We start from the raw sequence: 22,706 nt of genomic DNA, 5'->3' as shown, positions 1-22,706 counted from the left end.
CCGGTGCAGCCGGCGGTGCGAAGCCGCCAGCGACCCGCGGGGCGCCCGCCGGGAGGCAGGGCTTCGGCGGACCCGGGTCGAGGGCTCCGGCCGGTGGCGTACTGCCGTACCGGCGCGATGGCCGTCATATTCAAGAGAGCCGACAGCAGACCGACCGCCACATCCGATCACCCGACGACGGCCGTGTGCACGGATCATCCGCCGCCGGCACGGCCTACCCCTCTTGGAGGTTTCGTGACCGACCCGTCGACCGCCACGACCGACTCCGCCGGCGCCGCCCGCGCTTACTACCGTGCCCACCCCGCGCCACTGGTCACCGCGACCGCCCTCGTCCTGGACGAGCGGCACCGGCTCCTCGTCCTCACCCCGACCTACAAGGATCACCTCGAACTGCCCGGCGGTCTGCTGGAGGACGGGGAGATGCCGGAGGAAGCCCTGGCGCGCGAGTTGGCCGAGGAGATCGATCTGCGGGTGCCGGTCGGCCGGCTCCTCGCGGTGGACTCGCTGCCTGCGCAGCGGCACGGCCGGGTGGTCATCGCGCACATCCACGCCGTGGGCCCGCTCCCCGAGGCCCGTACCCGCGAGATCTCCTTCCCCGACGGGGAGATCGGCGCCGCGCGCTGGATGACGGCCGACGAAACGACGGCGGTGCTGCCGCCGGTGCTGGCGCGCCGGGTACGGGCCGCGCTGGCCGCCTGGTACGCGGGCGGGGTGGCGCATCTGGTCGCCGGCGTGCCGCAGACCGGTTCCTCGGCCGCGTTCCCGCCCGAACGGCGCTCCGCGCTGGAGGCGGCGCACGCGCTGGACCCCTCCTCCTTCGTCGCGGGCCGGCCGAAGGTGGTGATCGGGGCGACGGTCCTGTGTACCCACGCCGACGGGCGCGTGCTGCTCGTACGGCCGGGTTACCGCGACGACGGCCTGTGGCGGTTGCCCGGCGGCTGCGTCGACAGCGACACCGGCGAGACCCCGCGCACCGCGGCCCGCCGCGAACTCCTGGAGGAGCTGGGCTGGTGCCCTCCCCTGGGACGCCTCCTCGCCGTCAACTGGCGCACCAACGCCCCTTACCCGGCGGGCATTCACTACGTCTACGACGGCGGCACCGTCACGGAAGACCAGGTCGCCCGTCTCACCCCGGATCCCTCGGAGATCGCCGAGGCCGCTCTGATCGACCCGCGGTCGGCAGGCGCGCGCCTTGGGCCGGACCTGCGCGCGGGCCTGGGCACGGTCGTGGCCGCTCAGCGCGACGGCGTGGCAGCCCTGGAGTTCTACGACGGGCGCCCCGCGATCGCCGGCTGAGAGGATGCCTACGCTCTATCGGAATCGGCGGCAGCCGGACGCCGCACTCCGAGCCGTTGAGGACGCCGTTGCCGGACTCTTTCACCGAATGCCGTCAACGCGAACACGAAGCAGAGGAGCGGCCACGCTCCAAGGAGCAGCATGAGCCGCCCCTGTGCAGCAGCTTCGTAGCCGCTCAGCGCCATGACAAGCATCGCCATGATCGTCCCCTGGCACTGGCGACTCCATCGGGCGGTGTCGTGCTCGGAGCTGGTCGGGTCCGCCCGCGAAGGGGCACCGCTCGAAGCCACCGAAGCTCCCGCCGGTGAGAACGTCGTCGTCACCGTCGAGTGGATCGACCGCTCCGACCTCCACCCGCGACCGCCGGCTCACCACCCGGGTGCGGCCGAGCCGGCCATCAGGTCTACGAACCCCTGGCCGACTGCGACTGCGCGGGTCGTCGGCGCCCTCCCGCGTGCGGAATTCGCAGACGCCGTCCGCCGCGCCCGGCGTGGCAGGAGGGGTGGTGCGTGCTCTAGCCGTACGGGTTGAGGGCCCGCAATCGGACGGTGTCGCTGCGGCGGTCGAACCACAGGCTGGTGGAGTGCTCTCCGCTGTCACGGTCGAGCTCGCGGGAGCGGATCCACTGCGGGGTCTCCGGCCCTTCGCCCTTGAGCGGCTTCTCGAACCACGAGGAGAAGTCCTCGGGCGGCCCCTCGGAGACGAAGGGGTGTGCGGCCGTCAGTTCGGCGAGCTTCCCCGGTGCCAGTCGCGCGAAGCCCGAGATCGCCAGATCCGGTGACGGGAGGAGTCGTTCGTCGTCCCGGCTGCTGACCCACTGGGCGTCGGAGAGCGCCCCGAGCATGGGGAACGCCTGCTCCAGCGGGGCGGTGTCGGTGTGCCAGTCCCCCTTGGCCCCGTCCTGCCCCCTACGCGGGCCGCACCCGGCGCCGAGGACCGTCAGCCCCGCCGCGATCGCTATCAGCTTCCGTCGCTCCACGGTGATCCACCCGCCCCTGATCTCCCGACGCCCCCGCTGGGGCGACCCTCCCACCCCGATCCCCGCAAGTCGCTACGCACCCCGGCCACCGCAGCGAGGGCGCAGGGCACGCAGGAGGCCCGGGACTCCGCCGCGTCCACCCCGCTCAGAGCCGACTCCACAGCCACCGCGTCCCGCAGGCCAGGGAACGAGGACGTTTGACCTGGAGCGCACTCCAGGTTCTATGGTTCCTGCATGGCCAGTGGAACACAACTCCCCCAGGACGGGCGGACCTTCACGATCGCCGAGGTCTCCGAACAAACCGGGCTGTCTCCTGACACCTTGCGCTACTACGAACGGGCCGGCCTGATCGAAGGGGTCGGCCGTACCACGGGCAACCAGCGCCGCTACGCAGCCGCCGACCTGGACTGGCTGGCGTTCCTGCTGAGGCTGCGGGAGACCGGCATGCCGATCGCCGGCATGCAGCGTTTCGCCCGGCTCCGCGGCGCCGGAGAACGGACCGTGGCCGACCGGCTGGCCATGCTGCGCAAGCACCGCGGCTCGCTGGAGGAGCACATCCGGCACCTGCGGCGCAACGCCAGGGCACTGGACGACAAGATCAACCACTATGAGCGGCTGCTCGACGGGCAGCAGGAAACGGAGCACCCATGACCGAGGCCGCCGCCAGCGCGCAGACCCGCCAGGACCGCTTCGAGCGGGGCATGCGGGTACTCACCGAGATCGACGGCGAAAGCGGCCGGAAGGTGATCGATTCGCTCGCCGACATCTCGCCCGAGCTTGGCCACCAGATCGTCGCCTGGGCCTTCGGCGACATCTACCGCCGCCCCGGCCTCGCCCCCCGGGACCGCCAACTGGTCACCCTCGGCATGCTGACCGCCCTCGGCGGTTGCGAACCCCAGCTGGATGTCCACATCAACGCCGCCCTGAACGTCGGCCTCACCCCGCACGAGATCACTGAGGCGCTCCTGCACTCCGCGGTCTACTGCGGTATGCCCAAGGCCCTGAACGCCACCTTCGTCGCGAAGAAGGTCTTCGCCGAGCGCAACCTGCTCCCGGTCGACTCCGCGTAGGGGCATCGGAGCGCTCCCTCACGTCCCGTCGCCCAGCATGGCCGCCGCTACGGCGCGTGCTTCCGCGGCCGGGGCGGGCGTGCGCTCCCGCAGTGCGGTGACGATCGCCCCGTCCATCAGCAGGACGAACCGTCGTGCGAGCACCTCGGCGTCCTCGCGGCCGCTGCCGGCGAGCAGATCCGCGACGTACGCGGTGACGCGCTCTTTGTGCCCGGCCGCGACCCGGTACGCGGGGCTGGCCGTGTCGGCGGTTCCGGCTTCGCCTGCGTAGCGCGTACTCTCCGCCCTGGACGAAACCGCCGTGGAGCCTCTGCCAGTGAGCGGCCACGAAGTTCCCGGGCAGGGCCTGGGACGACTTACCGGGAGCCATCTAGATGTTCGTCCCGCGAAGGTCATTTCCTGGCGGGAAATGCCTCGTCGAGCGTGGGGACGACGAGGTGGCCGCACGACAGTGCGTTGCGGACGTCGCCGACAGGCAGATACCGACCCTGCTGGATCACCGGCGTGATCCTTTCGATCGTGTCGATCTCGCTGAGGTAGAAGACCGTCCACGGCTTTCGGGATGCGTCCAACGTCTCGCCGTCGCGCACGATGCTCCGGGTCGCCCAAGACGCTTCCCGGGTTCCGGGGACCTTCTGGTGGATGGTCTCCACCGCAGTGACGTCGAAGACCCGGCCCCGGCCGCCCTGCCGGTACATCACGAGGAGCCGGGGGCGGGCGAGTCCCACGTGGCTGCTGCTGAGCGGGCAGAAGTAGGCGCTGTACCTGGCGAGTTCCTTCTCAGCCAGGTCATGGGCGGGCACGACCACCGCGTGCTCGTGCAGTGTGCGAAACCAGTCCATCGCGGGCTGCTCCTCCCAGACGAACTTCCCGCGGTTGCGGTGGGTCGGATCCGCGATGAGCCCACGGCCGGCCATCAGCTCGATACTGCGCGGTTCACGCCCCACCGCGGAGGCGAAGTCGGACCGGGTGAGGACTTCCGGCAGGCTCTCAGACCACGACATACAACTGACCTCGCATGAAGCAACGTTGGGGTTCCTGACTCTCCCAGCCACCATAGAGAATTCGGAAACGGGCATCCGATTTTCGGGAACTTCATCCGTCGAAAGTGTTCACGGCAGGCATATGCGTGTTCCGTCTTGCATCACCGGCCGGTCGGGATCGATAACCCGACGACAGCCAAGCACGTCGGCGGCCAACTGCTGGCACTACCAGGCCGTTGACACACGTGGCGACCATCCCGTCCAGCGGCTGGCAGGTCAGATCCGCCGGGAGCGCACACGGTCGGCGGCCGCGTAGACGTCGCTCTTGCCTGCGAGGATGTCGCGGACGAGGTCGACCAGGGTGTGCAAGAGCGCCGCTGCCCGCCAGGCGGCGTCGAGGGCCGAGTAGTCGCGGGTGGGCAAGCGGGGAGGGGCGGGTGGACAACTCGGATGGCCTGAGCGCAGTTCGCTGCCGACTCCGTACGGACCACCCGCGCGACTCCGGCGTCCGCTGGGGATTCTCACGCCTCCTCGACCCCGAGTCCATGTCCCGCAGCGGCGACGCGTTTGCCGAGGCGGCCTGCGCGGCCGATCCCGATGTGGTGCCCAGGAGGAGTCTGGCGGCGAGATGGTGAGCTGCTAGATCACCGGCCATGTCGGTAAGTTGGAGCAGTTCCACCGCGCAGCTGAAGCCCAGGGTCACGCCCGCGGCCGCCATCGGCTTCACCGGGGGCGCGATCAGCACCACCAGCACGTAGATCAAGACCGTGTAGAGCGCGCCCCCGCGTACTTGGCGGTGCCGCCCGTCATGACGGCCCTGATCCCCAGGCCCGCCGCCGTGCAGAGCGCGATCAGGTCGGGTTTCGGGCTCTTCGGCCGCACTGTCATGGGGTTTCTCGCTACTCCACCGCGCGGCCGATGAGTTTACGGCTTCCGGCCGGTCCAAACTCGTGACAGCCCAGGAAAGGACACCGTCATGTCGGAGCTCCTCGTCGACTTCATCACCTCCCTCGACGGCTACGCATCAGGAGAGGGCTGGCCCGGCTTCTGGGGGCTCGAAGGCCCCGAGTACCTCGCCTGGCTCGGCGAGCAGCCCCAGGCCACCTACCTGATGGGAGCCAACACCTACCGCCTCATGTCGGGCTTCGCCACAGGCAGACTGCCCGATGGGCAAGACGAGTTCCGGCCCGAAGAGGAAGCATCCGTCGACGAACTCACCCAAGCCACCAAGATCGTCTTCTCCTCCACACTTCCAGCCCCCCTGACGTGGGCCAACTCAACCCTCGTCCGCGACGACGCCATCGAAGCAGTCCGCGCCATGAAAGCCAGCGGTACGGGGCTCCTCAGCACGATCGGCAGCCTGTCCCTGGCCCGCTCCCTGCTCCAGGCCGGACTCGTCGACCGCTTCCGCGTCGTGATGTTCCCCGTCATCACCGGCGCCACCGGCGAAGAACGCATCTACGACGGCTACCCCGACATCGCCCTCGACATGACCGACCACCGTACCTTCGACGGCCGCCTCCAACTGGTCGAATACACACCCCGGGTCCTCAAGCACCCGCCCCTCGCCACCCCCGCCTGAAGCCGGGGCCCTGTTGCCCGGCATCCCCCTGGGGGCGGGAAACGTGGCGGTGGTGACGTCACTGATGGTCGCGGCCTTCGTGGTGATGCTTCTCACCCAGCTCATCTACATCGGCCCGTCCGGTCGTGTTCCGGCTCTGATGCTCCTGGCGTTCGGTGGGGCCGGATTCGTACAGGACTCACTCATCTGGTGGCTGCTCTCCTGGCTGGGCGGGCGGCTCTCCGAGCTTGAGGTCGAGGGCTTCGCCACGATTGTGCTCGCGGGGCTGGTAACGCGTGCCGCGATCCTCGCGTTCGCCCTGATCGGCACCAGGTCGACAGCAGAACCGATTGCGGAGCCGGCTGCGGACTGACGCCCTGAGCAGCACCAGCATGAACCAGGCGAGGGCGGCGGCGTGTCCTCAGTCGCAGTGCTTCTGGTCCAGGGGGCCGGCGCCGGCCCCGATGACTTCCGCGAAGGGGTCGGTCAGGAGGGGGGCAGTGGTCCGGGAAGGATCGAGCTGACGTGTGCCTTCATGTCTTATCTCCTTGTCAAGGGGCGGTCATGTGGTGCGTGGGTGGTTGTGCGTCAGGTCGGGTGGCCCGGTCGGGCCCGGACGCTGCCGTGGCGCGGGTGTTCGCCGGTGCAACCGGTCGTGAGCGTGGTGTTCAGTGGTCGGCGAACCACGTGCCGTCGGTCATGAGGTCGCGGCCGGTGAGTTCGTTCGCCTCGCGCCAGGCCCGTACCTGGCGCGGGGCGAGGCGGAAGTAGGGGTAGGCGCTGCGTTGTTCGCGGGGGTCGAAGCCGGTTTTGGCGGCGAAGGCGTCGCCGGTCTCGTCCGGTATGTCGGCGGTGGGGATCGTCTCGCGGAGTTCGGCGTCGATGAGGACGACGTCGCGGGTGTGGCCGAGCGCGATCTTGATCGTGCCGGTCGCTTCCAGGAAGCGGGCGGTGGGGTTGGTTCGGGCGGTGGAGATGAGCAGGGTGTGGCCGTCCCACAGGAACGACAGCGGCATGAGGTACGGCAGGCCGGTCGGGTCGGCGGTGGCGAACCAGGCATCGATGTCGTGTTCGAGCCGGTCCAGGGTGTCGCGTGTCCGCTGGGCCTGGGGGCGGGCCGGGGGGTGGGTCATGCTCAGCTCCGTAAGTGGAAGGAAGGGGGCGGGCGTTGGGCTGGCGGGTTCACCGGGTGGAGCGGTGGGTGTCCTCCCAGGTGAACCCGTCCGGGTCGATGAAGGCGTCGGTGTCGGCGTCGATGGTGAGCCGGTGCGATCCGGTTCCCTCGATGGGAACGCCGGCCTCCTTGGCGGCGGCGCGGCGGCTGTAGAGGGCCAGCGTGACGGGCGCGGTGGCGAACTCGACGTACTTGCGACCGAAGCTCCTGGTTACCGGCAGGCCGCGCTCGACGTAGAAGCGCTTGGTGGCGGCTACGTCGTCGACGCCCAGCAGGAGCACGATGTCGTCGATGTCGCGGGTGGCGGGTCCGGTGTCCTTCTTTTCCGACGTGGCGATCTTCCAGAGTGCGCCGTACGGGTCGCGCAGGACACCGCTGTACCCCCAGAAGCTCTTCGCGGGTGGCTTCAGGGTGGTCGCGCCGCCCTGGAGGGCGGTGTCGAAGAGGCTGTCCACTGTGCTCGGTTGGGATACCACCAGTGACATGAGGTATCCGCGAAAGCCGGTCGTGGGCGCTTGCGCGGCGCGGGTGAGCACGTGGGCTCCCGTGCCGAAGGCAGTGGCGTAGAAGTCGTCGGCGGCCGCGGTGTCGGGGACGTCGAAGGTGATGGAGTGAATGGAGGTCATTGTCTTTTTCCTTTTCCGGTCAGTCCTGGATGAGGCCGAGGACGTTGCCGTCGGGGTCGGTGAAAGTGGCCACCATGCGGCCGCCGCCGACGTCGTGCGCCGCCTCGTGCACCGTGGCCCCCGCGGCGGTCACGGCGGCGAGCCTCGCCTCGATGTCCGGTACGTGCCAGTAGGTCACCGGGGCGGTCATGCCCTGGGGTCCGCCGTTGGGTACCAGCCCGATGTGCTGGCCGCCGGCCTCGAAGCCGACGTAGTAGGGGGTGTCGTTCTCGGGGGGAAGGCCGAGGAGGGCTGCGTAGACCTCCTTGGCCTTGGTCAGGTCGGACACGGGGTGCAGCACGGTCTTGATCACGATTGCTCCTGTGGGTGCGCTCTGTTGTGTCCCCAGCTTGCGTCCGGGCCCGGTCGGTGGGCATCCGTGGTGACCACGGAACGGACCACGGAGACAGCCACGGAAGCGACCACGGAAGCGACCACGGATCGCCGGCCCGGAGGGGGCCGCGGAGTGGATGCGACAGAATGCGGTCATGGCGAAAGACGGCGGTATCTCCCCAAGGGAGGCTGAGGTGTTGGCGCTCCTCGGCTCCCACTTCAGCAACGCGGAGATCGCGGCGCGGCTGTTCCTCTCGGTACGTACCGTCGAGAGTCACGTCTCCTCGCTGCTGCGCAAGTTGGACGTGCCGGATCGGCGGGCCCTCGCCCAGCGCGCAGTCGTCGATCGGCCTCGCCAGGAACCACTCCCCCTGCCGGCCCCGCTGACCTCGTTCGTCGGCCGGGCCCAGGAGCGGGCAGAGTTGGCTGAGCTGATCGCGGTGCATCGTCAGGTGAGCGCGGTCGGTCCCGGCGGCGTGGGCAAGACCCGGCTCGTCTTGGCGGTGGCGGCGGAGGTCGCCGACCGGTATGCCGACGGTGTGTGGTTCGTCGACCTGATCCCGGTCACCGATCCCGGCCTGCTCGCAACCGCGCTCGCTGGTGCGCTGGGGCTCGGCGAGCAGCCCGGCCGCGACCTGGGCGAGTCGGTGCTCGCCGCGCTGGCGGAGCGGCAGGCGTTGCTGGTGTTCGACAACTGCGAGCATGTGGTGGATGCGGTGGCGCTGTTTCTCGAGCGGCTGCTCGCGGCCTGTCCCCGCGTGCGTGTGCTGGCGACCAGTCAGGCCCGGTTGATGGTGCCGTTCGAACGGGTCTACCAGGTCCCGCCGTTGTCGCTGGCCGGCGAGTCGGACGCGGTCGCGCTGTTCGTGGAGCGGGCGCAGGCGGCCGGCTGGTCGCTGGAGTCGCCCCAGCACGACCAGGTCGCCGCGATCTGTGCGCGCCTGGACGGTATGGCGCTGGCGATCGAGCTGGCCGCGGCCCGCTTCGCGACGCTCGGTCTTGACGGCATCACCGCCGCGGTGTCCCACCCGCTGCGGATGCTCACCGGCGGCTCCCGCGCCGATAAGCGCCACCGCTCGGTGCGGGCGGTGCTGGACTGGAGTCACGCCCTGCTGGAGCCGGTCGACCAGGAGCTCCTGCACCGGGTGTCCGTCTTCGTGGCGCCCTTCACCGCATCGGCAGCGGCTGAGGTCGCCGGGGCCGACGCGGGCCTGGTCGCGGACGGGCTGGCCCGGCTTGCCGAGCAGAGCCTGCTGGGGGTGAGCGCATCCCCGACGGGCACCCGTTACCGGGCCTTGGAGACCATCCGCCAGTACGGTACGGAACGGCTCGACCAGCGCGGTGAGTTGGCCGACGCCCGGGCCCGGCACCTGCGCTGGTGCCTCACCCAGGCCGTCGACCTGGCGGTGGCCGGGCCGGGCTGGCGGGCCCGCTTCGACGCGGTCGCCGATGACCTGCGCGCCTCGCTGAGATGGGCGGCCGACGAGCCCGAGCAGCGCGCGGACGCCTACCGTCTGGCCCGACATGTGGCCGAGCTGACGTTCACCCGCCATCTGCTCGGGGAGTCGCAGCAGCGCTACGAGCAGGCGTCCGTGCTCGCCGACGACCCCGCTGCCACCGCCGCCATGCTCCGGCAGGCCGCGGGGGTGGCCGGCTGCCGTACGCGCGGCGATGACACGTACCGCCTCTACCGCGCCGCCGCGGCTGCCGCCCGCCGTAGCGGGGACCGGGCCGGCGCCGCCGTGGACCTGGCCACCGCCGCCACCGTCGCCTACCGCTTCTCGAGTACGTTCGCGCAGACGCCGCCCGAGGAGGAGGCGATCGCGCTGGTCGGCGAAGCTCGGGAACTGGGGAGCGGGGATCGGGCCGCCGAGGCGGCGGTGGCGCTGGCGGAGGCGGGGGTGCTCAGCGATGCGTTCGGCGCGGTTCAGGGCCCGGCCGACAACGCCGTACCGCAGACGCTTGCGCGCGCCGAACGCGCGGTCGAGCTGGCCGGCCGTACCGGCGACCCGCTCGCACAGTCCGCGGCGCTCGACGCGCTCACCGCGGCGCACGCCTGGGCCGGTGACACGTTCGCCTGCGCGGCCACCGCCGGGCGCCGGATCACGCTGCTCTCCTCCACGGACAACCGGCTGGAGACGCCGGGCGGTATCCACGAACTGATCGACGGGCTCGGCATGGCCGCACAGACAAGCCTCGGCGTGGGGAACCTGCCCGGCGCCCTGCGCAGCGGACGCCAGTTGGCCGACCATCCGGCGCTGGCCGAGGTGGGCCATCGGGCCACGAGTTGGCTGCTGGTCGCCGACGCGCTGGCGGGCAATGTCGAGGAACTGCTCGGCGCCGGCACCCGCTTCCTCGATGCGTGGCGGCGGGCGGGGAGCCCGGCCATAGCGGCCCTGGGTCCGGCGGCTGCTGCGGTGGCGATGATCCACGACCTCCGCGGCGACCAGGACGCCGAGCGCGAATGGCAGGCGGTCTGGGATCGACTCGGCGACTCGGCCGAGCGCACGTACGGCTACGGGGCGCTTTTCGACGCGATGCGGATGCTCCACCACGGGCGCGCCGAGGAGGCCATGGAACGGATGGCGCCCGAGCCCGGCGAGGTGTGGAAGTGGGTGACCTGGATCTGGCTCCACTGGTACGTGGCGATACGTGCCGAGGCCGCCGTCCTCGCGGGAAGCCCCCTGGCACGCGAGCGCCTGGCCGACGCCCGTACCCTCACTGCCGGCAACCCGGTCGCCGGCGCCCTCGTGGAACGGGCGCAGTCCCTCCTCGACCAGGACCACGAGCGCCTGCTCGCCACCGCGGACGTGTTCGAGGCGGCCGGCTGCCGCTACCAGGCAGCGCGGACGTTGGTGCTGGCCGGCGGCGAGCACGCCGCCCGTGGCGCTGCCGCCCTGGCCGCTCTCCTGGACCCCGGTGAGACGGGACGCGGCCTGCCCCCGTCGCCGGTGGCCTCAGCGGTATAGCCGGGGTTTCAGTCCCGGGCCGCGGGTGCGAAGAGGGTTTTGGCGAGGGTGGCCACGCCGTCCTGCGGCGCCTCGGGGAGCGGGACGTAGCCCTGTTCCTTGTAGAAGGCGAGGTTTCGGCTGCTGGCGGCGCCGGTGTGCAGGACGGCGCGCCGGCAGCCCTCCCCCGCGCTCTCGGCCGTACGCAGCAGCCATCGGCCCAGGCCCAGTCCGCGCAGGTCGGGGACGACGCCGAGCCGCCCCACCCGCAGGTCGGCGCCGTCGCGGCGCGTCCGTACCATCCCCAGGAGCCGTCCGTCGCGCCACAGGCCCGTCGCGTCCCAGTCGGCCAGCCAGGCACGCACCTGGTCGGGCGACTCGTGCAGGGCCGGGATCGTCAGGACGTCGTTGACGAGGGCCTCCTCGGTCCAGCAGCAGCGCTGCAGCACCGTCACCTCGGGCGCGTCGCCTGGGGTGAGGCGGCGGGCGTACGAGCCGGCGAGGGGTCCCGTGAGCGCGTCCGCGTGCGCGCGCTCGCGCAGCGGTGCCAGGGCGTGGGCGACGCGTACCAGTTCCGCGAGCATCCCCTCGGCCGCGTCGGCGAGGCGCGCGGCGGGCTGGAAGCGGCCTTCCCGCATCGCGTCCGCGATGCGGATCGCGACGGTCGAGCCGAGGGGGACCAGGCGCAGGGTGGTCACCACCTGCTTGGCATGCTGGACCGCCCGGGTGCCGGCCGAGGTGTTGCCGTAACTGACGAAGCCGACCGGCTTCCAGGCCCACTCGGGTCCCAGGTAGTCGAGGGCGTTCTTCAGGGTCGCGGGCATCCCGTAGTTGTACTCCGGCGTCACGACGATGAAGCCGTCGGCCTCTCCGGCGAGCGCGCTCCAGCGCCGCGTGTGCTCGTGGTGGTAGATGCCGCTCGAAGGGTGCTCCTCCTCGTCCAGGAAGGGCAGGTGCAGATCGCCGAGGGCCAGCGATACGAGCTCCGCGTCCAGCGTGCGGGCGCTGGACGCGAGCGTCTCGGTCAGCCACTCGCCGACGGCCGGGCCGAGCGCGTGGGGGCGGGTGCTGCAGATCAGGACGAGGATGCGCGCCTTTTTCGTTGTCATGGAAACGAAGCTAGCTGGTAGATTGATTACATGTCAACGAAAAAGTCGGGTGAGACGGTCCGCTGGCTGGAACCCGAGGAGGAACGCGCCTGGCGGGCGTACCGCCGCATGGTCATCGCCGTACAGGCCCGCACCGCACAGGACCTGGCCGAACTCGGCCTCTCCGAAGCCGACTACGAGGTGCTCAGCACCCTGTCCGAACGCACCGGCACCACCAGCACCCTGCACGAGCAGGCCGCCAAGATGGAGTGGTCGCGAAGCCGCCTGTCCCGCCACGCCACCCGCATGGAGGCCCGCGGACTCATCCGCCGCGCACCCGACCCCGCCGACGGAAGAGGCTGCCTCCTGATCCTCACCGAGGAGGGAATGGACACCCTCCGACAAGCCGCTCCCGTCCATGTCGCCTCGGTACGACGCCACTTCGTCGACCGCCTCGACCCCCGCGAACTCGCCGCGCTCGGCCGCACCGCGGCCAGGATCGCCGAACCCGGGAGCTCACCCGGTACCTAGAGCAGACCGCGTCAGCAGGAACCTCCGAACACCGCGGCCTGTTGCACTGACGCGAAGACGCCCGGGGCCCGCGCCACGATCACCTGCGGGCGGGTGGCACCGGATCGCGAAAGCCCCGGCGTCGAGCCGCGCCGGGACGGCAGCGCAGCAGGCGTCCCGGGATCAGTCGACCGCCACGCAGGGCACCATGGCGGTGGAGCGCCCGCACCGCGTAGGTGGAGCAGCTCGGGGTGCCGGAGCAGCCGCGGCACGGCTGGGAACCGGGAACTCCTCGTGCGCACAGGTTCATTGGCGGAGGATCCGCAGCAGGTCCGTCCGTACCGGCCCGCCGGGCGCCAGGGCGGTGTCGCGGAGAAGAGCCGACGGATGGCGCCGCCGGAGCAGAGGAGTCCTCGAACGGCGAAAATGATGATGCTGCCGCGGAGGATGCCGTCCGTTGTCCGATGGCGCCTGCCCCGTACGCCCGTACCCTTGGCGTACATGGAGCCGCTGCCCTACGTAGACGACCAGGACCGGGTGATCCACGCATCGCCGGAGCAGGTGTGGCCCGCACTCCTCGCCACCGCCCGCGCGAACGGCACCTCGCCACCGGGGCCGATCGCGCGGGCGATGCGTCTGGCGCCCGCCGTGCGCGGCGGGGACTGGTCGCTCCCCCAGGTCGGCGACTCGGTGCCCGGCTTCCAGGTGACGGCCATCGAGCCGCTGCGGCGCGTCGAACTGCGCGGCGGGCACCGCTTCTCCACCTACCGCCTGGACTTCACCCTCGACGACCTCGACGGGCACGTACGCCTCCACGCGACGACCTGGGCCGCGTTCCCCGGGGTCGGCGGGCGGATCTACCGGGCGCTCGTGATCGGCAGCGGCGGGCACCGCATGATCGTGGGGCGGATGCTGCGCGATGTCGAGCAGCGGGTGGCGGCATGATCAGCCCGTTCTCCTGGCACTCGACACCCGCGGAGGAGCGGCGGGCGCTGCCCTGTGACAGCCTCCTGCCGGCGGCGACGGTGCGCGCGCACCGCGCGGTCACCGTCGCCGCGCCGCGGGCGATCGTCTTTCGCTGGCTGTGCCAACTGCGTACGGCCCCCTACAGCTACGACCTGCTCGACAACCTGGGCCGGCGCAGCCCCCGTACCCTGACGCCGGGGCTGGACGAACTGGAGCGCGGCCAGCGCTTCATGGGAAGCTTCACCCTGGATTCCTTCGAGCGCGACCGCCACCTCACGCTGGCCGCCGACCGGGTCGCCGTCACCTACGCGGTGGACGACACCATCGACGAGCAGGGCAGGACCGCAACCCGGCTGCTCGTCCGGGTCAGTGCGCGCGTGCCTGCCGCGCGGGTGCTCGGGCCCGTACTCGCACTCGGTGATCTGCTGATGATGCGCAAGCAACTACTGGTACTCAAAGGACTCGCCGAACGCACCCCCCGCCCCGCATCGCCCTGGGCATAGCACGTCAGCGGACGTGCACCGAACCGGCGTGCGTATCCGCCTCGCGCTGAGGCGAAGAACGGCTCCCCCGTCACCTGGTAGACGCCAGTGGCGGCGTCGGGGTCGGTGACGGTGGTGACCTCGGCAAGGGTGCGGGTAGCCACGACGCGCACCACGGTGGCGGGTGGCATGACGGCGGCGACGTGGGCGCTGCTGCTCCTCCCGTGATGCTCAGGAACTCCCCGGGCGGGTCTTCTTTCCGTCCAGCCAGAGCGTGTCGGACTCGTCCCGGTGCGTACCGCTCGAACCGACGTGCTTCGAGTCGATCTTCGCGCCGTTCCTGAAGACGTGCACCAGCGCCATCCCATGCCCGCGGCCCAGGCCGTAGTCCTGCTTGAGCCACTCCAAAACCGGCCCTGCCTTGACGGCCGGGTCGTCGTAGCCGCGCTCGTGCGCGAGCGCGATGAACTCCCGCGGCGTCAGGCCGGTCTTGTCCTCGATGGTGTCCAAGTACGCCTGAAACGACATGTGTTCCTCCCTCTCCCAGGGCCGTATCGCCCGTTCGGTTCTCGAAAGGTAGACCGCACCCGGGTGTGAAACTCATCGCTCCCTGCCTGAGGCCTTCGCGTGCACGCTGCGCGAGGTTCTTGACGCCGCGAGTTGACGCCCCACGGGCGAGGACGTCAGGGAGCGGCTCGGCAGAGGCGACCGACCGGTGGTCCGGGCCGCCGGGCACGCCGAAGTGGCCAGGGGTTTCGGTCGGCGCCTGCGCGCCTTGTGTGCCGGCCGGGCCGTGGTCATGGATCGTCATGCGCCTGCCGCCGCGCTGCCCGGTGCGTCGGCGAACTCGCGGGCGGTCGCCCAGGGTGCACGGCGGGCGATCATGGCCCGGTATTTCATGATCTTCCGGGGTTGGTTGAGTGTCAGTGCCCCGACGACGCGGTCGCCCCGCCGGTAGAGGGCCGCCCAAAAGTCGCTCTGCGGGTCGCCTGCGACGGCGTCAGACCTCGCTTCCGGCAAGGGGAGGGCGTGCGCCGCAGCGCTGCCGGCGCGTGCGGCGGGACTGCGGCTCGGTGCGGGGCGGTCGCGTCGATGCGCCGGTACGGGGAGCCCAGCGGCGGGCGTGGATCGGGCTCGCCCTTGTTCGGCCACAGCGACATCGCCCGTTCGGCCTGCGCGGTGATCGTCAGGGACGGGTTGACGCCGAGGTCGGCGGAGATCGTCGACCCGTCGACGATGTGGAGTCCGGTGGAGTGCCAGAGGCGGTGGTACGGGTCGATGACGCCGTGGGCGGGATCGTCGGAGATCGCGCAGCCGCCGATGAAGTGCGCCGTCATCGGGATATCGCGTTGCTGCCCCTGCCGTAGCGGACCGGCTCGATGTGCGTGTGCTCGTCGGGGTGGATCGACGAGGTGACGGCCACGCCGCGGGTGAAGTCGACGTCCTTGCGCGAGGACTTCGCGCCGGGAATCGACTCGGAGTTCGTACGCGTCAAGTGGCCCAGGCTCGCCGGGAGTTGCGGCAGTGATCCCGTGGCGCGGGCCTGGTGCAGCTGCGTACGGCGCGGACCGGCCTCCAGCACCACGACCCGGTGGCCCTTCTCCGCCGGCCTCAGCGCGCTCACCGAGCCGCCGAACCCCGATCCGATGACGAGGACGTCGGCGTCGGACCCGTCCTCTCCGGCCGTCTCCGGCGCCGTCGCCGCGGGGGCGGGAGCGGGGGCGCTGTCGGGCATGCGGTCCTCCGGGGGGTCGTCGCGAAGAAGTCCGGGCGTGTACGCACGCACCCGCGACCGCAAGTCTTCGCCGCACTCCCCGACGGGTTATCGGTCTGCGGAACGGATCCGCCGGACACGGCTGTTCCGCAGCACAGGCAGCGCGCTCGACCGCTGCCCTATCGACAGGCCCGGGGCGTCTGGCTGCGGTGGGAGTGGCCGCGTTCCGGACCGAGTCCGAAGTAGTGGCGGAAGTTGTAGATCAGCGGGCTCCACGCGGCGGGGTCGATGTGGTCGGTGCCGGGGACGACGATGCGGGCGTCGGCATGGACCGTGCATACGGCCGCCTCGACGATGACGAACTCCCCGGAGACATCCGGTCCCACCCGCTGCGCGCGGGCCTCCAACTGGATCGGGCACTCGGCGACGCGAGGCGGCCGCACCAGGTGGGACGGTGCGCCGGTCAGGCCGGCCGCGGCGAACTTGTCCGGCTCGAAGCGGTAGCCCTCGGCCTTGGCCAAGGGCACTGGATCGCGGCCGGTCAGCGGCGCCAGCCTCTCCACCGCCGGCCACTGGGCGGGGGCCGGCAGGCTGATCACCAACTCGGGGCGGCGGGCGAGGTTGTACGCGGTCTGCCCCTCGCGGCCCAGCCCGATCACGACCGTCTGCCCGAGCGCCCAGGCGGACGATATCGGGGCGAGGTTGAACGAGCCGTCCTGGTTCTCCGTCGACAGGAGTGCCACCGGCGTCCCGAAGTACAGGATGCTCGGCTCGATCTCCAGGTGCGTGGCGCCAGGCCCCGCGGACAGGGTGCTGGGAAGTGTGGTGTGCATGGCGGGGAGCCTAGGATCGCGATACTTCGGCGGCGGCCGAAGTATCGCGGGCGACAATGGACCGCATGGACCTACGGCGCACACCCGGGGCCGGCCCCGATCTGGCCTCCGTGGCCAAGCTCCTGGCCGACGGCACCCGCGCGGCCTTCTGCCTGGCCCTGCTGGACGGCCGGGCGTGGACGGCAGCGGAACTGGCGCGCCATGCGGGGGTGGCGCCCCCGACCGCGACCGAGCACCTGCACGCGCTCGTACGCGGAAACCTCCTCGCCGAGGAACGGCAGGGCCGCCACCGCTACGTACGCCTGGCCGGCCCGTACGTAGCCGAACTGATCGAGAGCCTCGCCGCGTTGGCGCCCGACCGCTCCCCCGCCCCCCGCTCCCTGTCGGCGGCCGGCCGCCGGCAGGCGCTCGCCCACGCCCGCACCTGCTACGACCACCTTGCCGGAACCGTCGGGGTCGCGATCACCGACGCCATGACCGGGGAAGGGCTGCTGGACCTCGGGCACGGCCTCCGGCTCACCAGCGCCGGAGCGGCGTGGCTGGAACACCTCGGCGTCACCGTCCCGACCGGCACGCGCCGACCGTCCGTGCGCTCGTGCCTGGACTGGACCGAACGCCGCCCGCACCTGGCCGGCGCTGTCGGCGCCGCCCTGTGCCGCCACGCCTTCGACGCGGGTTGGATCACCCCCATCGGCACCACGCGCGCCGTGGCCGTCACCGCCGCCGGCCGGCAGGCACTGCGCCGCCATCTCGGCCTGCCCGAGGATCTCCTTGCCGGCCTGTAACAATCCGCTCCCCCGCACCATTACCCCCTGACAGCAGCAACCCGAGGGGACGGAGGTACGGGCGTGGCCGATGCCACGAGGCGTTTTACCCAGATGTACGACGCGCACCGACAGCAGGTGTGGGCCTACGCGGTCAGCAGGGCCGGACGGCAGGTGGCCGACGAGGTGGTCAGCGAGACCTTCGCGATCGCCTGGCGGCGCCTGGACGACATACCCGCGCCGGCGCTGCCCTGGCTGCTCGGCGTCGCCCGCAACGTGCTGCGCGACAGCGTCCGCGCCGAGGTGCGGCGCGCCTCTCTCGCGGCGGAGACCCGGTCGTGGGCCCGCCATCCGGCCGGTGAGGCGGTCGGCGACGTCGCCGAGGACGTGGCGGAACGGCTGGCGCTGCTGGCCGCACTGGCCGCGCTCTCCGACGCCGACCGCGAGGTGCTGACGCTCACCGCCTGGCAGGGGCTGGCCCCCGCCGAGGCCGCCCGGGTCGTGGGCTGCACCACCGCGGCGCTGCGGGTACGCCTGCACCGGGCGCGGCGCCGGCTGGAACGGGCGCTGGGCGAGGACGGGGGCTCTCCGGTACGGACCCCGCCGCCGCCCTCCACTGCGGTACGGACCGCAGCGGCGCCCCGTACGTCCGTACCTTCCGCTCCATCCGCCCCTGAAAGTCCCGTACTTCTCCGAAAGGAAGCGACATGACCCACGACATCCTGCGGCGTCTCGCCGACGCCCGACCCGACCACCTCGACCCCGCAGCGGCGCCCGACGACACCGTCCGCGCCCTCGAACTCGCCACCGCTATGAGGGAGTTGCCCCCCGTGGAGGCCCGTACGGCGTCCCGCCGCCCGCGCCGCCCGCGCTCGGTCTGGGCGCTCGACCTGGCCGCCGGGGCCGCCGCGGCGGCGCTCGCCGTCGCGACGACCGCGACCGGTCCGGACGCCGGGCCCGGCGGCGGCCCGACCGCGGGCGGACAGGCGCTCTCCGCCCGCGACATGCTCCTCGCCGCCGCGACCACCCTGGAGAAGCAGCCGCAGCCCGGCGGCGCGTACTCCTACCAGGAGGTGCGCATCGGCTCGATGCTGCCGGTCCCCGGCAAGGACTACGTCGTCGACCGGCGCCACACCCTGCGCGTGTGGCAGTCCGCCACCGCCCGCCAGCGCTGGACCACCGGCACCGACACCGGCACCCGTCCCGCGAGCGCCGCCGACGAGGCTGCATGGAAGGCGGACGGCTCGCCGCGCACCTTCGACTTCTCGGCTCCGCACGCCCCGGGGGGCGACATCGCCCACTACGAGGGCGCCGGCCTCGTCTACCAGGACGCGCCCGGCGGGAGGTCGGGCCTCGGCACGATCGGCGAGCTCAGCGTCCGCGAGCTGCTCGCGCTGCCCGCCGAGAAGCACCGACTGGCCGATGCGCTCGCCGAGTTGATCGACCGGAAGTACAACGCGTCGGCGCCGGAGCTGCGCAAGATGGTTGTCGAGACCGCGCAGGAGGTGGCGTTCTCGATGTCCTCGCCGCCGAGGGTGCGCGCGGCGGCGTACCGGATGCTCGCCGACGAGCCGGGGGTGCGGGCGCTGCGTACCGCGCGCGACCACGACGGGCGCGCCGGCTACGGGATCGCCATGCCGCGGACCTTCCCGGGGTCGCCGACCGAGGTGCGCTACGTCTTCGACCGCGGGACGGGGATGCCGCTGGGCAGTGTCACCGTCGCGGCGAAGGCGTTCGACACCTGGGAGAAGGGCGACACGCTCTCGTACAGCACGGTGGTGGACACGCGCTGGACCGACGAGGCGCCGGGGTTCACGAAGGACGCGGCGCCGGGGGCCCCGAAGGCACCGGGCCGGCGGTGACGCCCGCGCGTCAACCGGCGCCCTGCTGCGGCGGGATGCAGGGCGGGGCGTGCAAGTGGCGCGTAAGGAGCGGGACAAGTAGTGGGAAGGGCCCGGGGGTTCGGGCGGCGAGGGCCGCCCGGACCCCCGTGTGGCGGTGGGTGGCAGGGCGACGGGACGGCATCGAGAACTCCCAAGTCCTCGTCGTCACCGCCGTGTTCGACCTCGGCGGCTACCGGTGCCGCCTACCGGGTTGCCGACTCTCGACCGAACCGACAATTCACATCATCACCCCAGTGGGCCGCCTCAATGGTTGGTGCACATAAAGAATCGAGGCCAACATCAGCCCCAGTTGTCCCATTTAATGCGCTATTCCCTTATGGTGATCACCGCTTGTGCAGACAGCCTTCTGCCGAACAAGCGGCAGGAACCGGAAAGGAAGAACCGATGCGCGTCTCGCTTTCCCGTCGACTGCGGGTGACCGCCACCCTCGCCTCCGTGTTCGCCATGGCCCTGGGTGGAGCGGCGCAGGGCGCCGCACCCTCGGGGCCAACCGCACCGACGCGGGCGGCGGCACCCCCGATCGAGGGCAAGCAGCTGGTGTTCGCGGAGGAGTTCGACGCGCCGATCGTGTGGGGCGAGCGGTGGAACGGCACCGGGACCGCCGCCTACAAGTACTGGGACCACAACGACTGGTACATGGTCGACTGGATCACCCGCGACGCCATCAGCGTCCACGACGGCATCGTCACCTTCACCGCCACCCCTTCCGAGAAGTACCTGGAGGACGGCACCCAGGCCTGGGACACCGGCCTCCTCAGCACCGAGCACACCAGGGAGAACTTCCTCGTGCGCACGGGCGACTACATGGAGACCCGCGTCCAACTCCCCACCCAGATGGGCGCCTGGCCCGCGCTGTGGACCTGGACGGTGGGGCGGCAGGACTTCCGCGGCAACAGCGAGGTCGACACCTTCGAGTACCACCCCAACGGCGTTGACGACCTCGAATTCACCAACCACGTCCGCTACTCGAACTACATCTACTCCAACTACAACGACATCGGCCCGGGCAGGTGGATCACCGTCGGCAGCCACTACCGCACCCAGTCGATCGACTGGTACGTCAACGGGAAGAAGGTCTACGGCGACGGCAAGGGCGTGCCGGGGGCATGGCGGGGCAACCCGATCCTGAACCTGTCAATCGTCGACGGTACCTACCACCCCGTGCCCACCGACCCCTCCATCACCTTCAACGCCGACTACGTGCGCGTCTTCCGACCCGTCAAATAGCCGCACCGCCCCACCGTCGGTACGCCGACCACACGTCCGACCGCCCCCCACCCCAGCCCCCCTCGACAAATCAAGGCCGGACGGTGATGGTGCAGAGCCGCTTGGTGGCCCGGGTCAGCGCTACGTACAGGTCCCTTTCCCCGCCGGGGCGGGCCGTGCTGATCTCCTCGGGGTCCATGACGACGACCCCGTCGAACTCCAGGCCCCGCGCCTCGGACGCCGGCACGATGCGTGCGTGGTGGGCGACGCCCCGGGCCGCCAGCTCTCCCACCCTGGCGTCCGCGCAGATCACCCCCAGCAGCTCGCCCGGGTGCGCGGTGCTCTGGGCGCCGAGTTCCCGAACGACCGCGGCGGCCAGGCCGTCCACCGGCGCGGTCACGGTGCGAGGGCGCTCACCGCTTCGCAGCGACCGCGTGGGCCTGTGGTCCGGAGCGATCCGCGCGAGCAGGTCCCGGACGCTCTCCAGGATCTCCTGGGTGGTGCGGTAACTGACGGTCAGATGGTGCAGTCTGAACCGCGCTCCGACGTGGGGGCCCAGTGCCTCCTTCCAGTCGCGTGCCGTCGCGACCGGGCCTGCCTGGGCGAAGTCACCCACCAGTGTCATCGCCCGTGCCGGGCAGCGGCGGACGATCATCCGCCACTGCATGGCGGTCAGCTCCTGCGCCTCGTCGACGACCACGTGCCCGTACGTCCGCTCGGGGGGCCCGTCGACCAGGTACGCCGCCTCGTCCAGCAACGGCGCATCGGCGTCGCTCCACGGGCTGTCCGCACCGCGCAGCAGAAGGGACCGCTCCTGCGCGCTCAGGCGGGGCAGGTGCTCGGCGAGAGCGTCGGCGTCCGTCAGGAGCGCCTGCACGAGGTCATCGGGGGTCAGTCGCGGCCACAGCACCTCGACCGCCCGGTCCACGCCGGCGTCGTCGAGGAGGTCGGCTCGGACGGCGTCCAGGTCCACCTCGTGGGCCGGACCCGCATCGGGCGTGCCTTCGGTACGGCGCTGGGCGACTCCCGTGAACCGGTCGAGGTCCAGGCCCGTCATCATGGCGCTCTCGGCGTCGATCCGCTCCAGGAGGTCGCCCATGTCCCGCCGCATCGCGTCGGTGACGGCGTCGATCAGGAGCTCTTTGAACACCCGGCGCGCGGGGTTGTGCCCCGCCGCGGCCGCCACGGCTGCGTCGCGTGCCGCGGCGACCTCCTCGCCGGGCAGGCGCACCGCTTCCCGTCCGACCCGCACGGTGAAGTCGCCGGCGGGGGCCTGGTGGCGGCGCAGCAGGCCGGCCAAGGCGTCGGCGAGGTCATCGCCGCCCTTGAGTCGCGCCGTCTCGAAGGAATCCACCGCCTCCGTGGACACGTTGGCCAACTCCCGGCAGGTCGCCAGAGCGACGTCGTTCTCCCCGAGCGAGGGAAGGACCTGGGAGATGTAGTCGAGGAAGCGGGCGTTGGGGCCCACCACCAGGACGCCCTCCTGCGCGGCGCGCGGGAACGCGTACAGGACATAGGCCGCCCGGTGCAGGGCGACCACCGTCTTGCCGGTGCCGGGGCCGCCCTGCACCACGGTCACCCCGCGGTGGGCGGAGCGGACGATCTCGTCCTGCTCGGCCTGCAGGGTCGCGACGGCCGCGTGCATCCTGCCCGTACGCCGCGCCGACAGGGCCTCCGTCAACGGGCCGTCCCCCACGACGTCCTCGTCGGTCGGGGCGCTCCCGTCCAGCAGTTCGTCACTCACCGAGACGACCGTGCGCTGCTCCAGGCGCAGGTGCCGGCGGCGGCGCAGGCCCATCGGGTGGACCGGCGTCGCCTCGTAGAAGGGTCGCGCCGCGTTCGCGCGCCAGTCCACGAGCAGCGGCAGGTCGTCCTGCTGGGTGTGCAGGCCGATCCGCCCGATGCGCAGGGCCATGCCGTCCGCCCGGTCGATACGCCCGAAGACCAGCCCTCTTTCGGCGCTCTCCAGGCGGCCGATCTCCTTGGCCAGACGCTCGGCGGTGTTCTCCCTCTCGTATGCCTCACCGGCGTTTTCCGCCGGGGCTCTCAGCACACTCGCGCGGTGTGCTCGCGCCTCGGAAATCCGTTCGGTGAGCAACTCGTACACGGAGGACACATAATCCCGTTCCGCGTCAACAGCGCGTCCGGTCGGGTCATTTACATTCGACACCAGGGGGCTCCTTCGATTCGAGCCACACCATATGGTCAAAGTCCTTCAAAGGTAAGTCTT

At 71.4% G+C, this 22,706-nt stretch carries 26 protein-coding genes and 3 pseudogenes; 13 read left to right on the top strand and 16 right to left on the bottom strand.

Going from position 1 to position 22,706, the window contains the following annotated elements; all coding sequences use genetic code 11:
* Positions 1-234: 234 nt before the first annotated feature.
* Positions 235-1,296: an NUDIX domain-containing protein gene (locus tag ACFQLX_RS02215; RefSeq protein WP_386411230.1), complete on the top strand. Its 1,062-nt coding sequence runs from the start codon at positions 235-237 to the stop codon at positions 1,294-1,296.
* 514 nt (positions 1,297-1,810) lie between these two features.
* Here ACFQLX_RS02215 and ACFQLX_RS02210 read toward each other — a convergent pair.
* On the bottom strand, positions 1,811-2,275 hold the full coding sequence (locus ACFQLX_RS02210; protein WP_386411227.1) for a hypothetical protein: 465 nt from the start codon (positions 2,273-2,275) through the stop codon (positions 1,811-1,813).
* Positions 2,276-2,509: 234 nt separating this feature from the next.
* Here ACFQLX_RS02210 and ACFQLX_RS02205 point away from each other — a divergent pair, with 234 nt between their 5' ends.
* Complete coding sequence (locus ACFQLX_RS02205; RefSeq protein ID WP_386411224.1) at positions 2,510-2,926, top strand: MerR family transcriptional regulator; 417 nt, start codon at positions 2,510-2,512, stop codon at positions 2,924-2,926.
* On the top strand, positions 2,923-3,345 hold the full coding sequence (locus tag ACFQLX_RS02200; protein WP_386411221.1) for a carboxymuconolactone decarboxylase family protein: 423 nt from the start codon (positions 2,923-2,925) through the stop codon (positions 3,343-3,345). Before ACFQLX_RS02205 ends, ACFQLX_RS02200 begins: the two co-directional genes overlap by 4 nt.
* 18 nt (positions 3,346-3,363) lie before the next feature.
* Here ACFQLX_RS02200 and ACFQLX_RS02195 read toward each other — a convergent pair whose 3' ends face one another.
* The 5 genes and pseudogenes from ACFQLX_RS02195 to ACFQLX_RS02175 form a co-directional block, all read right to left on the bottom strand.
* Positions 3,364-3,489, bottom strand: a complete 126-nt coding sequence (locus ACFQLX_RS02195) for a hypothetical protein (RefSeq protein WP_386411218.1) — start codon at positions 3,487-3,489, stop codon at positions 3,364-3,366.
* Positions 3,490-3,737: 248 nt separating this feature from the next.
* Complete coding sequence (locus ACFQLX_RS02190; RefSeq protein ID WP_386411215.1) at positions 3,738-4,349, bottom strand: hypothetical protein; 612 nt, start codon at positions 4,347-4,349, stop codon at positions 3,738-3,740.
* 255 nt (positions 4,350-4,604) lie between these two features.
* A pseudogene (locus tag ACFQLX_RS02185) lies at positions 4,605-4,760 on the bottom strand (toxin Doc); the annotation flags it as partial.
* Positions 4,761-4,986: 226 nt separating this feature from the next.
* A pseudogene (locus tag ACFQLX_RS02180) lies at positions 4,987-5,073 on the bottom strand (DUF2809 domain-containing protein); the annotation flags it as partial.
* 14 nt (positions 5,074-5,087) lie between these two features.
* Positions 5,088-5,216 (bottom strand): hypothetical protein, encoded by a 129-nt coding sequence (locus tag ACFQLX_RS02175; protein WP_386411212.1) that lies wholly within the window; start codon positions 5,214-5,216, stop codon positions 5,088-5,090.
* An 88-nt stretch (positions 5,217-5,304) separates the two neighbouring features.
* On the opposite strand from ACFQLX_RS02175, the gene ACFQLX_RS02170 reads away from it, so the two are divergent.
* Together ACFQLX_RS02170 and ACFQLX_RS02165 are read left to right on the top strand one after the other, a co-directional pair.
* Positions 5,305-5,910 carry a dihydrofolate reductase family protein gene (locus ACFQLX_RS02170; RefSeq protein ID WP_386411209.1) on the top strand — a complete coding sequence of 202 codons (606 nt, stop codon included), beginning with the start codon at positions 5,305-5,307 and terminating at the stop codon, positions 5,908-5,910.
* A gap of 52 nt (positions 5,911-5,962) precedes the next feature.
* A complete protein-coding gene (locus tag ACFQLX_RS02165) occupies positions 5,963-6,262 on the top strand; it encodes a hypothetical protein (protein WP_386411206.1) in 300 nt (99 codons plus the stop codon).
* A 295-nt stretch (positions 6,263-6,557) separates the two neighbouring features.
* Here ACFQLX_RS02165 and ACFQLX_RS02160 read toward each other — a convergent pair whose 3' ends face one another.
* The 3 genes from ACFQLX_RS02160 to ACFQLX_RS02150 are packed head-to-tail and all read right to left on the bottom strand — an operon-like array spanning position 6,558 to position 8,041.
* Positions 6,558-7,022, bottom strand: a complete 465-nt coding sequence (locus tag ACFQLX_RS02160) for a pyridoxamine 5'-phosphate oxidase family protein (RefSeq protein WP_386411203.1) — start codon at positions 7,020-7,022, stop codon at positions 6,558-6,560.
* Between the two features lie 49 nt (positions 7,023-7,071).
* On the bottom strand, positions 7,072-7,689 hold the full coding sequence (locus ACFQLX_RS02155) for a glyoxalase (RefSeq protein WP_386411201.1): 618 nt from the start codon (positions 7,687-7,689) through the stop codon (positions 7,072-7,074).
* A 19-nt stretch (positions 7,690-7,708) separates the two neighbouring features.
* On the bottom strand, positions 7,709-8,041 hold the full coding sequence (locus tag ACFQLX_RS02150) for a VOC family protein (RefSeq protein WP_386411198.1): 333 nt from the start codon (positions 8,039-8,041) through the stop codon (positions 7,709-7,711).
* Positions 8,042-8,216: 175 nt separating this feature from the next.
* Between ACFQLX_RS02150 and ACFQLX_RS02145 the strand changes: the two genes are divergently transcribed.
* Complete coding sequence (locus ACFQLX_RS02145; RefSeq protein ID WP_386411195.1) at positions 8,217-11,030, top strand: ATP-binding protein; 2,814 nt, start codon at positions 8,217-8,219, stop codon at positions 11,028-11,030.
* An 8-nt stretch (positions 11,031-11,038) separates the two neighbouring features.
* On the opposite strand, the gene ACFQLX_RS02140 is transcribed toward ACFQLX_RS02145, so the two are convergent.
* Entirely contained in the window at positions 11,039-12,118 is a 1,080-nt protein-coding gene (locus ACFQLX_RS02140; RefSeq protein WP_386411192.1) for a GNAT family N-acetyltransferase, read from the bottom strand.
* 30 nt (positions 12,119-12,148) lie between these two features.
* On the opposite strand from ACFQLX_RS02140, the gene ACFQLX_RS02135 reads away from it, so the two are divergent.
* Positions 12,149-12,628 (top strand): MarR family winged helix-turn-helix transcriptional regulator, encoded by a 480-nt coding sequence (locus tag ACFQLX_RS02135; protein WP_386411190.1) that lies wholly within the window; start codon positions 12,149-12,151, stop codon positions 12,626-12,628.
* 79 nt (positions 12,629-12,707) lie between these two features.
* Here the strand turns inward: ACFQLX_RS02135 and yidD are convergent, their stop codons facing one another.
* Positions 12,708-12,917 carry a membrane protein insertion efficiency factor YidD gene (gene yidD, locus ACFQLX_RS02130; protein WP_386411187.1) on the bottom strand — a complete coding sequence of 70 codons (210 nt, stop codon included), beginning with the start codon at positions 12,915-12,917 and terminating at the stop codon, positions 12,708-12,710.
* 191 nt (positions 12,918-13,108) lie between these two features.
* Here yidD and ACFQLX_RS02125 point away from each other — a divergent pair, with 191 nt between their 5' ends.
* Both ACFQLX_RS02125 and ACFQLX_RS02120 read left to right on the top strand, forming a co-directional pair.
* Positions 13,109-13,552, top strand: a complete 444-nt coding sequence (locus tag ACFQLX_RS02125) for an SRPBCC family protein (RefSeq protein WP_386411185.1) — start codon at positions 13,109-13,111, stop codon at positions 13,550-13,552.
* On the top strand, positions 13,549-14,076 hold the full coding sequence (locus ACFQLX_RS02120) for a hypothetical protein (protein ID WP_386411182.1): 528 nt from the start codon (positions 13,549-13,551) through the stop codon (positions 14,074-14,076). Before ACFQLX_RS02125 ends, ACFQLX_RS02120 begins: the two co-directional genes overlap by 4 nt.
* 210 nt (positions 14,077-14,286) lie before the next feature.
* On the opposite strand, the gene ACFQLX_RS02115 is transcribed toward ACFQLX_RS02120, so the two are convergent.
* The 4 genes and pseudogenes from ACFQLX_RS02115 to ACFQLX_RS02100 form a co-directional block, all read right to left on the bottom strand.
* Complete coding sequence (locus tag ACFQLX_RS02115; protein ID WP_386411180.1) at positions 14,287-14,583, bottom strand: DUF4287 domain-containing protein; 297 nt, start codon at positions 14,581-14,583, stop codon at positions 14,287-14,289.
* Between the two features lie 279 nt (positions 14,584-14,862).
* On the bottom strand, positions 14,863-15,075 hold the full coding sequence (locus ACFQLX_RS02110) for an oxidoreductase C-terminal domain-containing protein (RefSeq protein WP_386411177.1): 213 nt from the start codon (positions 15,073-15,075) through the stop codon (positions 14,863-14,865).
* Positions 14,979-15,667: pseudogene (locus tag ACFQLX_RS02105) on the bottom strand (GMC oxidoreductase); the annotation flags it as partial. The gene ACFQLX_RS02110 and the pseudogene ACFQLX_RS02105, both read right to left, overlap by 97 nt.
* A 281-nt stretch (positions 15,668-15,948) precedes the next feature.
* Positions 15,949-16,602 carry a flavin reductase family protein gene (locus ACFQLX_RS02100; RefSeq protein ID WP_386411174.1) on the bottom strand — a complete coding sequence of 218 codons (654 nt, stop codon included), beginning with the start codon at positions 16,600-16,602 and terminating at the stop codon, positions 15,949-15,951.
* Positions 16,603-16,658: 56 nt separating this feature from the next.
* Between ACFQLX_RS02100 and ACFQLX_RS02095 the strand changes: the two genes are divergently transcribed.
* From ACFQLX_RS02095 to ACFQLX_RS02080, 4 genes are all read left to right on the top strand, one after another.
* The gene (locus tag ACFQLX_RS02095) at positions 16,659-17,387 is read left to right on the top strand and encodes an ArsR/SmtB family transcription factor (protein ID WP_386411171.1); all 729 of its coding nucleotides are present in this window, start codon (positions 16,659-16,661) and stop codon (positions 17,385-17,387) included.
* Positions 17,388-17,450: 63 nt separating this feature from the next.
* Complete coding sequence (locus ACFQLX_RS02090; RefSeq protein ID WP_386411168.1) at positions 17,451-18,077, top strand: RNA polymerase sigma factor; 627 nt, start codon at positions 17,451-17,453, stop codon at positions 18,075-18,077.
* Positions 18,074-19,228 (top strand): CU044_5270 family protein, encoded by a 1,155-nt coding sequence (locus tag ACFQLX_RS02085; protein WP_386411165.1) that lies wholly within the window; start codon positions 18,074-18,076, stop codon positions 19,226-19,228. Before ACFQLX_RS02090 ends, ACFQLX_RS02085 begins: the two co-directional genes overlap by 4 nt.
* A gap of 426 nt (positions 19,229-19,654) precedes the next feature.
* Complete coding sequence (locus ACFQLX_RS02080; RefSeq protein WP_386411162.1) at positions 19,655-20,497, top strand: glycoside hydrolase family 16 protein; 843 nt, start codon at positions 19,655-19,657, stop codon at positions 20,495-20,497.
* A 70-nt stretch (positions 20,498-20,567) separates the two neighbouring features.
* Here the strand turns inward: ACFQLX_RS02080 and ACFQLX_RS02075 are convergent, their stop codons facing one another.
* Positions 20,568-22,592 (bottom strand): HelD family protein, encoded by a 2,025-nt coding sequence (locus ACFQLX_RS02075; RefSeq protein ID WP_386411159.1) that lies wholly within the window; start codon positions 22,590-22,592, stop codon positions 20,568-20,570.
* Positions 22,593-22,706 lie beyond the last annotated feature (114 nt).

This window comes from Streptomyces polyrhachis, assembly GCF_042663125.1.
GTDB lineage: Bacteria > Actinomycetota > Actinomycetes > Streptomycetales > Streptomycetaceae > Streptomyces > Streptomyces polyrhachii.
Note: the sequence above shows the minus strand (reverse complement) of the source record. Positions and strands in the feature narration are given on the sequence as shown.